The sequence below is a fragment of the Pseudomonas sp. S31 genome (assembly GCF_016648105.1).
In the GTDB taxonomy this organism is placed as follows: domain Bacteria; phylum Pseudomonadota; class Gammaproteobacteria; order Pseudomonadales; family Pseudomonadaceae; genus Aquipseudomonas.
The window spans coordinates 23,522-31,320 of sequence record NZ_JACVVE010000054.1 but is presented as its reverse complement, the minus strand read 5'-3'; the positions used below and the strand labels follow the sequence as shown (position 1 = coordinate 31,320).

General features: G+C 44.7%; 6 protein-coding genes. All 6 read left to right on the top strand.

Going from position 1 to position 7,799, the window contains the following annotated elements:
* Positions 1-293: 293 nt before the first annotated feature.
* Positions 294-1,370 (top strand): LPS O-antigen chain length determinant protein WzzB, encoded by a 1,077-nt coding sequence (locus IAE37_RS26100; protein WP_201178334.1) that lies wholly within the window; start codon positions 294-296, stop codon positions 1,368-1,370.
* A 189-nt stretch (positions 1,371-1,559) separates the two neighbouring features.
* Positions 1,560-2,873, top strand: coding sequence for a nucleotide sugar dehydrogenase (locus IAE37_RS26095; RefSeq protein WP_201178333.1), 1,314 nt, complete (start codon positions 1,560-1,562; stop codon positions 2,871-2,873).
* 94 nt (positions 2,874-2,967) lie between these two features.
* Positions 2,968-3,975 carry a TDP-N-acetylfucosamine:lipid II N-acetylfucosaminyltransferase gene (locus tag IAE37_RS26090; protein WP_201178332.1) on the top strand — a complete coding sequence of 336 codons (1,008 nt, stop codon included), beginning with the start codon at positions 2,968-2,970 and terminating at the stop codon, positions 3,973-3,975.
* Positions 3,976-4,035: 60 nt separating this feature from the next.
* Entirely contained in the window at positions 4,036-5,166 is a 1,131-nt protein-coding gene (gene rffA / locus IAE37_RS26085) for a dTDP-4-amino-4,6-dideoxygalactose transaminase (protein ID WP_201178331.1), read from the top strand.
* Positions 5,163-6,611: a lipopolysaccharide biosynthesis protein gene (locus IAE37_RS26080; protein ID WP_201178330.1), complete on the top strand. Its 1,449-nt coding sequence runs from the start codon at positions 5,163-5,165 to the stop codon at positions 6,609-6,611. Before rffA ends, IAE37_RS26080 begins: the two co-directional genes overlap by 4 nt.
* Before the next feature lie 9 nt (positions 6,612-6,620).
* Positions 6,621-7,796 carry a glycosyltransferase gene (locus IAE37_RS26075; RefSeq protein ID WP_201178329.1) on the top strand — a complete coding sequence of 392 codons (1,176 nt, stop codon included), beginning with the start codon at positions 6,621-6,623 and terminating at the stop codon, positions 7,794-7,796.
* Positions 7,797-7,799 lie beyond the last annotated feature (3 nt).

Sequence of the window (7,799 nt, the reverse complement as noted above, 5' to 3'; positions counted from 1 at the left end):
AAGCGGGCGTTGGCGGGGGCCTTGGGGCGCCGTTATCAAGCGCTGGGATCCAGTTTACTAGTCACTGTACCTTAGCTATCGGTCGGCTTCCTTCGCCAGGGGCCGTCGGAGGCGGAGGAACTCCACACTCCGATTTCCTCTATTACTGATTAATGATTAAGATGGCAGTTCGTGAGCATGAAGCCGGACCACCTTCACCTCGTGTGCGTGGGGGGCGGGCGGGATGGCTGAAGGTTTTGGCGTGCCGCAGCAGAGACCAAGCAGACAGACGGACCTAAGGAAAAATAGAATAGATGCGTAATGACTACGACCGCCATAGTGCTGATGAGATCGACCTATTTCAGCTAGTGGCTGGAATCTGGGGGCAGAAGCTAAAAATCGCAGTTACAGCGGGTGTAATAACGGCGATCGCAATAGCTTATGCTTTTGTAGCTACTCCTATTTATGAAGCAAAAGTATTCATACAGCCGCCGACGCATAATGATATTTCCCAGTTGAATTTTGGGCGGGGGGGGAACAGCGGTCTTTCGATGATTACGGTGAAAGAAGCCTATGAAGCCTATCTACGCCATCTGCAATCGGAGTCTCTGCGTAGAGAGTTTTTCCGAAATACATATTTGCCTAGTCTGAAAAGTGATGAGCGAAGCGGTTCGCTTGATAGTGAGTACAATAAGTTTCGGGATGTTTTAACTTTTGGTGTGGCCAATAAAGATTCTCCGAATCGTTTCTTTGTGAAGGTTAATCATCCTAATCCTCAGGTCGCGGCAGAGTGGGTAGTTTCCTATGCTGATATGGCTGGGCGTCGTGGGGTTGCTGAGGTAGTAAAGGATGCGAAATCCGACGCAACGATTAAGGCGATTAACCTTGAACAACAGATTCAAGCATCTCGGGAAAGTGTTCGGAAACAGCGTGAAGACAGGATTGTGCAGCTCACTGAGGCACTGCGTGTTGCAACCTCAATCGGACTAGACAAGCCGCCGATTATCTCTAATAGCCTTTCAGGCGAAGTGTCTGCGTCGATGGATGGACCATTGACCTATCTGCGAGGTAGTAAAGCTATCGCGGCTGAAATTGAAAACCTACGCAATCGTACTTCAGATGACCCCTTTGTTCCAAACCTGCGCCAACGACAGGAAGCTGTAGATTTCTATCGGTCGCTTCAAGTTGATCCAGGTGTAGTTCAAGTTTTCCGACAGGACGGCTCTGTAGAATCGCCGGATAAACCCATCCAGCCGAAGAAGATGCTGATTATACTGTTGGGACTTATTGCGGGCCTCTTAGGCGGCCTATTGGTGGGGGTTATCTGGCACTTTAAGGTTTACGGCATGCAATCTGTCGTGCGTCAGGGTGTATCCGATGGTCGGGACTAGTAGGCTGATATAAAAGGGTCTAAACCATAGAAGAGTCAAAGAAGCTTAATCTGAGATGCGTTAGACCGCATTTGGGATGAAATTAAGTTTTCTTGTTGAATAAATTTTCAAGTAGCCTTTGTCAAGTGTGCGGTAGCCTATGGGAGAGGTCGGAGATTCCATAGGGTTGCCTCTTGACTGGAGTAAGTAATGGATGTTTTAAAAAATCAGGTTGTAGAGAAATTCAACTCAAAAACGGCCGTTGTAGGGATCGTCGGGTTAGGGTATGTGGGTTTACCTTTGATGATTCGATATAGCTCGATCGGCTATAAGGTTGTTGGTCTAGATATTGATAGCGCTAAAGTTGCTAAACTCAATTCTGGGCAGAGCTACATTGAGCATATACCTGCTGCTGCTATTGAACAAGCTATCACCAGTGGATTTGAGGCCACTGTAGATTTTGAACGTGCTAAAGAGTGCGATGCTCTGATTCTGTGTGTGCCAACGCCACTCAATAAGTACCGTGAACCAGATATGACATATGTCATAGGCACCATGGACGCAATAAAACCACATCTTCGTGCAGGACAAGTGGTTTCTCTGGAGAGTACGACGTACCCTGGAACTACTGAGGAGGAGCTTTTACCTCGGATTGAAGCACAGGGGCTTGTAGTGGGCAAAGATATCTATCTCGTATATTCACCTGAACGAGAAGATCCAGGCAACAAGCATTTTGAAACTCGCACTATTCCGAAAGTGTTAGGTGGTCATACCTCTTCCTGCTTGGAAGTCGGCGTGTCGCTTTACAAACAGGCAATCGATAAGGTTGTCGAAGTAAGTTCGACAAAAGCTGCCGAACTTACCAAGTTGCTTGAAAATATTCATAGGGCGGTAAATATAGGCCTGGTGAATGAAATGAAAATCGTCGCAGATAGAATGGGTATCGATATTTTTGAGGTCATTGATGCTGCGGCAACCAAACCCTTCGGTTTCACTGCGTATTACCCCGGGCCAGGGCTCGGAGGTCACTGTATTCCTATTGATCCTTTCTACCTAACCTGGAAAGCCCGAGAGTACGGAGTGCACACTCGTTTCATTGAGCTTGCGGGAGAAGTCAATTGCGCTATGCCGGAGTACGTATTGGCTAAACTGATGAGCGGTCTGAACGAACATGGCAAAGCTCTGAAAGAAAGCAAGATATTAATTCTGGGTATCGCTTACAAGAAAAATGTTGATGATATGCGTGAATCGCCATCTGTTGAGATCATGGAGCTGATTCAAGAGAAGGGCGGCCTGGTGTCCTACAGTGACCCACATGTGCCAGTCTTCCCGGAGATGCGCGAGCATAGCTTCGACCTCTCAAGTGTAGTTCTGACAAGTGATAGCCTTGCAACCTTCGATGCTGTAGTCCTGGCTACAGATCATGATAAATTCGATTATGATCTGATTAAAAAATATTCTAAAATTATTATTGATACTCGCGGAAGATATCGGGACTGCGCTGAGCATATAGTCAAGGCCTGAAATAACGGGTGGCAAGACTGCCCGTCCTTTAACATGGAAAGTTTGTGCTGGGTATTATCTCTTGGGCGACTCTAAAGTTTTACATCTAGTGCTGATGGATAAGTTCATTCCGCCATTTATAGAGTTGTTGCAGCGGCGGATTGAAGTCTCGCGTCATTTGTTTTTCTTGACGGGTGATACTCAGCGGTATCCGATAGCGGAGCAGGAGGGAGTTGTTAAGGCTAACCTTCTTGGTCCGCTAGCCAGGCTGTTTACCTTGATAAGGCATCTGTATAGCGCGGATAAAATCATACTGCATGGATTGTTCAGTAATTATTATTTGCTTGTGTTGTTTTTCCAGCCATGGTTATTGAAGAAGTGCTACTGGTTCATTTGGGGCGGTGACCTCTATGTTTACCAGCTTGGCAATAGGAATGCAAAGTGGCGACTTAAGGAGGTTGTGCGTCGATTTGTTATTGCTCGCATAGGAAACTTGGTGACTTATGTTCAAGGCGATGTCGAAAAGGCCCGGCAGTGGTATGGCGCGCGCGGTATTCATCATGAATGCTTGCTCTATACTAGTAACATATTTTTCGACCCAGGATTGAACGCGAAGAAGTCGGATTCGATGGTTATCCAGATTGGTAATTCCGCTGACCCAAGTAATAACCATTTGGAAGTATTTGATGTTCTTAAGAAGTTTTCTGGAAGCGAGTATAAAATATACGTTCCACTTTCTTACGGCAGTCAGGAGTATGCGCAGCTCGTCACGAAAACAGGGAGTGAATTATTTGGCGCAAAGTTTGTTCCGATGATTGACTTTATGCCGTACGAGCAGTATCTCGATTTCCTTAGCAAAATTGATATTGCAATCTTTAACCACCGCCGCCAGCAGGGGATGGGTAACATAATTAATCTTTTGGGATTAGGTAAAGCAGTTTATCTAGACTCGAGTACAAGTAGTAGTAAAACCCTTAAGGGACTGGGGCTGACCACCTTTGAACTCAGTGATTTTGATTTAAAACCTATTGATCCCAATGTCGCGTCCAAGAACTCTCGAATTATCAGCGACTATTTTTCCGAGGACAATCTTGTGAGGCAGTTGTACAAGATTTTCCAGTGAGTTGATTCGAATGCTCGGCTCGTAGTTCGTCAGCTTATTTTAAATATGAGTAGGTTTAAAATGATTACTTTTAATCGTCCGCCCTATACCGGCAATGAAGATAAATACGTGCTGGAATCCATGCGTAGTGGGAAAATTTCAGGCGATGGAGAGTTCAGCAAGCGTTGTCAGGATTGGTTTGAGGAACGACTGGGCTGTAAAAAGGCATTGCTTACACCATCTTGTACTCACGCGTTGGAAATGGCAGCGATTCTGCTGGACATTGGTCCTGGCGATGAAGTAATCATGCCAAGCTATACTTTTGTTAGTACCGCCAATGCGTTTGCACTGAGAGGTGCAAAGGTTGTTTTTGTAGATGTCCGCCCAGATACAATGAATTTGGATGAGAAATTAATTGAAAAGGCTATCACTTCAGCGACCAAGGCAATAGTTGTTGTTCATTACGCAGGAGTTTCGTGCGATATGGATGCAGTCATGTCCTTGGCCCGCGCTCGCAATCTTTATGTCGTGGAAGACGCTGCCCAGGGTATGATGTCCACTTTCAAAGGGAAGCCCTTAGGAACAATTGGTCATATCGGAGCCTATAGTTTTCACGAGACGAAAAACTATACCAGCGCTGGAGAGGGTGGGCTTCTCATCATTAATGATGAACAATTCGCCATTCGTGCAGAAGTGATCCGCGAAAAAGGCACCAACCGCAGTCAATTTTTCCGCGGGATGGTAGATAAGTACAGTTGGGTCGACTTAGGCAGTAGCTATTTGCCGAGTGATGTTCAAGCAGCTTATCTCTGGGGGCAGTTGGAGAAGGCTGAGGAAATTTATATCGATAGAATGGCAATCTGGGACCAGTACTATAATCTGCTATCGCAGTTGGCTGATGATGGTAGTATAGAGTTGCCAAAAATTCCGAATGATTGCTCGCACAATGCGCATATGTTTTATATCAAGGTAAAAGGTCTTGAAGTTAGAACTGATTTAATTGCACATCTTAAGCGATGCGATGTGATGGCTGTTTTCCACTACATACCCCTGCATACAGCGCCGGCAGGAAAGATCTACAGTAGATTTGAAGGTGAAGATATTTTTACGACCCAAGAAAGTGAACGTTTGGTTAGACTTCCGATTTGGTATGGTATGCCGACTACTTCGTGCCAACATGTAGCACAATCCATTCTGGATTTCTTTAAGTGAATGGAAAGAAAATTATGGCTTTTGCCATGGGTCCGATAACTTCGGCGGTTGTCGGACTCGCTACTTTTCCTCTTTTGACATGGGTATATTCGGCCGACGATGTTGGCCGGATTGCTATGATTCAAGTAGCTTGCAGTTTTTTTGTGCTGATTTTTGGCTTGGGTTTGGATCAATCCTATGTTCGCCATTACCATGAGGTCGATGACAAGGCAAATTTACTAAAAAACTGTATGTTGCCAGGGAGTATAGTGGTTTTATTTGCAGTAATTGCTGTGATCGGTATTGATGGATCGCTGTTGTCGCAGATGCTATTCGGTGTGGAAAGTTTAGTTTTTAGCTTACTAGCTCTACTTTGTCTACTGTGCGCTTTTTTTAGCAGGTTCTTGTCCCTTGTCTTACGCATGGAGGAAAGGGGGATAGCATTTTCCTTGAGTCAAGCTCTTCCTAAGCTAATATTTTTGTCGCTAGTAGGGTTTGGAGTTTTTTACAAATTAGAAGGTTTCGATTTTTTACTAATTGCGCATACTGTATCCCTTACAGCTGTGGCGTTGATTTTAGTTTGGAATGTCAGGTCAGATCTATTTAGTATTCAGCTTGGAGTGGTGGATGCGACCCAAGCCGGTTCTCTAATAAAATATGGGGCGCCTCTGATACTCGGCGGGGCTGCATTTTGGGGACTAACAGCATTGGATAGGCTGTTTCTTAGAAACCTTTCCACATTTGATGAGCTGGGCTTGTATTCAGTTGCTTCTAACTTCGCGGCGGCTGCAATTGTCTTCCAAAGTATTTTTTCTACCGTTTGGGTTCCTACGGTCTACAAATGGGTTGCTGAAGATAGTTCGGGAGATATTGCGCAGGAGAAAATCGCAAAGGCAACAGGTCACGTTACCGCTGCAGTCTATTTTATTTTCGTGGGTGCAGGGCTCTTCTCTTGGGTGCTTGGATACATACTTCCACCAGAGTACTCGGCAGTTCAGTATGTGGTTATCAGCTGCTTAGCTTATCCTCTTTTCTATACACTTTCCGAAACCACGGTAGTCGGTATAAATGTTACCAAAAAAAGTATTTACTCGTTGCTTTCGGCTCTGTTAGCTTTGCTAATCAGTGCTATAGGTAATTGGCTATTGGTACCCAGCTTGGGGGCTAAAGGAGCGGCCGTGGCAACGGCTAGTGCATTTTGGTTCTTTTTGATTTTGCGTACTGAGTTTGCCATTTTACTGTGGCGTCCGATTGCGAGAGCTCAGTTATACTTGTCTACATTGATCTGTCTGCTTTTGGGGGTTTTCAGTACACTGTATGGCCAGCACGAGCATGTGATAATGATTTCGTTGTGGCTTTGCCTTGCAGTTGGCGGCCTTTTCGTATTTAGAGCTGATTTGGCATTTCTTCTCCAATACATTTCTCGGCTTCGCTCTTCGACTGGGCGGCCCAACAAAACAAAATGAAGGCTGTGTATGAGTGCATTGAATGTAGTATGTATTCCATTCCATGACATAAAACTGGCTCAAGTCGAGGGTTTCCGTACTAGAGATTCTCATTTGTACCAGTTTTTTGCCGAACATGTGGATGTTGAGAAGGTTATTGTATTCAATCGACCCACTATGCTGTTGGAAATGATACTGGGCAAGAAGAAGCTTCTAACTGCTGGTGAGCGCATTTATTCAAAAGGCAATTTGTTCATTACCCGGGTATCGGAAAGGCTGTATGCCGTTGATATCTTGGATATGTCCATGATTAAGCCGGTAACCCGAGGTAAGTCGTTCATTCCTGAATTGTACTCTAAGCACTTTGAACATTATTTAAAGGCGCTCAGTGTCCTTAATGTTGCGGAATACGTTACATACGAATCCTCCCCGCTCACTGTCCCTCTCAGTGAAAAACTTACTCCTGTTCATCGTATATTCGATGGGGTTGATAATCTGTGCAAGCATTCAACCTATGCGAAATTGAAAAGTACTCTTATGAATTTGTATTTTCGAGTGCTAGAGAGCTACCCTACAGTATTCTTTAACTCTAGGGACTCGATTGAATACTTCTCAGCGCAGAATAACGGGAATGTGGAGTTTTTACCAAACGGTGTAGATTTCGACAAGTTTCGTCAAACGTATTTAGTTCCGCCTCTTTTAGATGAATTGCCAAGGCCATGTGTAGTATATGCGGGGAAAATGCAAGAAATGTTGGATACTGATCTTGTTGCTTCTTGTGCGTCGGCAATGCCTAAAGTGACTTTCCTTATGCTAGGAAAAGTTCTTGAGCCAGCAATCAAAACAAAGTTAGCTCATCTAGATAATGTGAAGTTTGGCGGTGATATTCTGTATGCGCACTTGCCTGCCTATGTTTGCAATGCAGATGTATGTTTTATACCCTACAGGGTAGATAGTCAGCATGGTGGTGATCCTATAAAATTTTATGAGTATATGGCTGCCAACAAAAAGATTATCTCAACAGAAATCGGTGAAATTGCACAGTATCATAACGATGAGCATATAGTGATTTGTGATCGGATTGAATTTGTAGAAAAACTCAATAACTTGCTGGGGCTTGAATGTGAGATTTCGAATAGACTGCCCGAAACCATGAGGTGGAGCTATAAAGCCGACTATATGCTGCGGAAGGCGAAAACTATATGAAGG

What these genes read in the sequence shown, in the direction of transcription:
- IAE37_RS26100 (WP_201178334.1), top strand. Translation starts at nt 294, where the DNA reads ATGCGTAATGACTACGACCGCCATAGTGCTGATGAGATCGACCTATTT.
- IAE37_RS26095 (WP_201178333.1), top strand. Translation starts at nt 1,560, where the DNA reads ATGGATGTTTTAAAAAATCAGGTTGTAGAGAAATTCAACTCAAAAACG.
- IAE37_RS26090 (WP_201178332.1), top strand. Translation starts at nt 2,968, where the DNA reads ATGGATAAGTTCATTCCGCCATTTATAGAGTTGTTGCAGCGGCGGATT.
- rffA (WP_201178331.1), top strand. Translation starts at nt 4,036, where the DNA reads ATGATTACTTTTAATCGTCCGCCCTATACCGGCAATGAAGATAAATAC.
- IAE37_RS26075 (WP_201178329.1), top strand. Translation starts at nt 6,621, where the DNA reads ATGAGTGCATTGAATGTAGTATGTATTCCATTCCATGACATAAAACTG.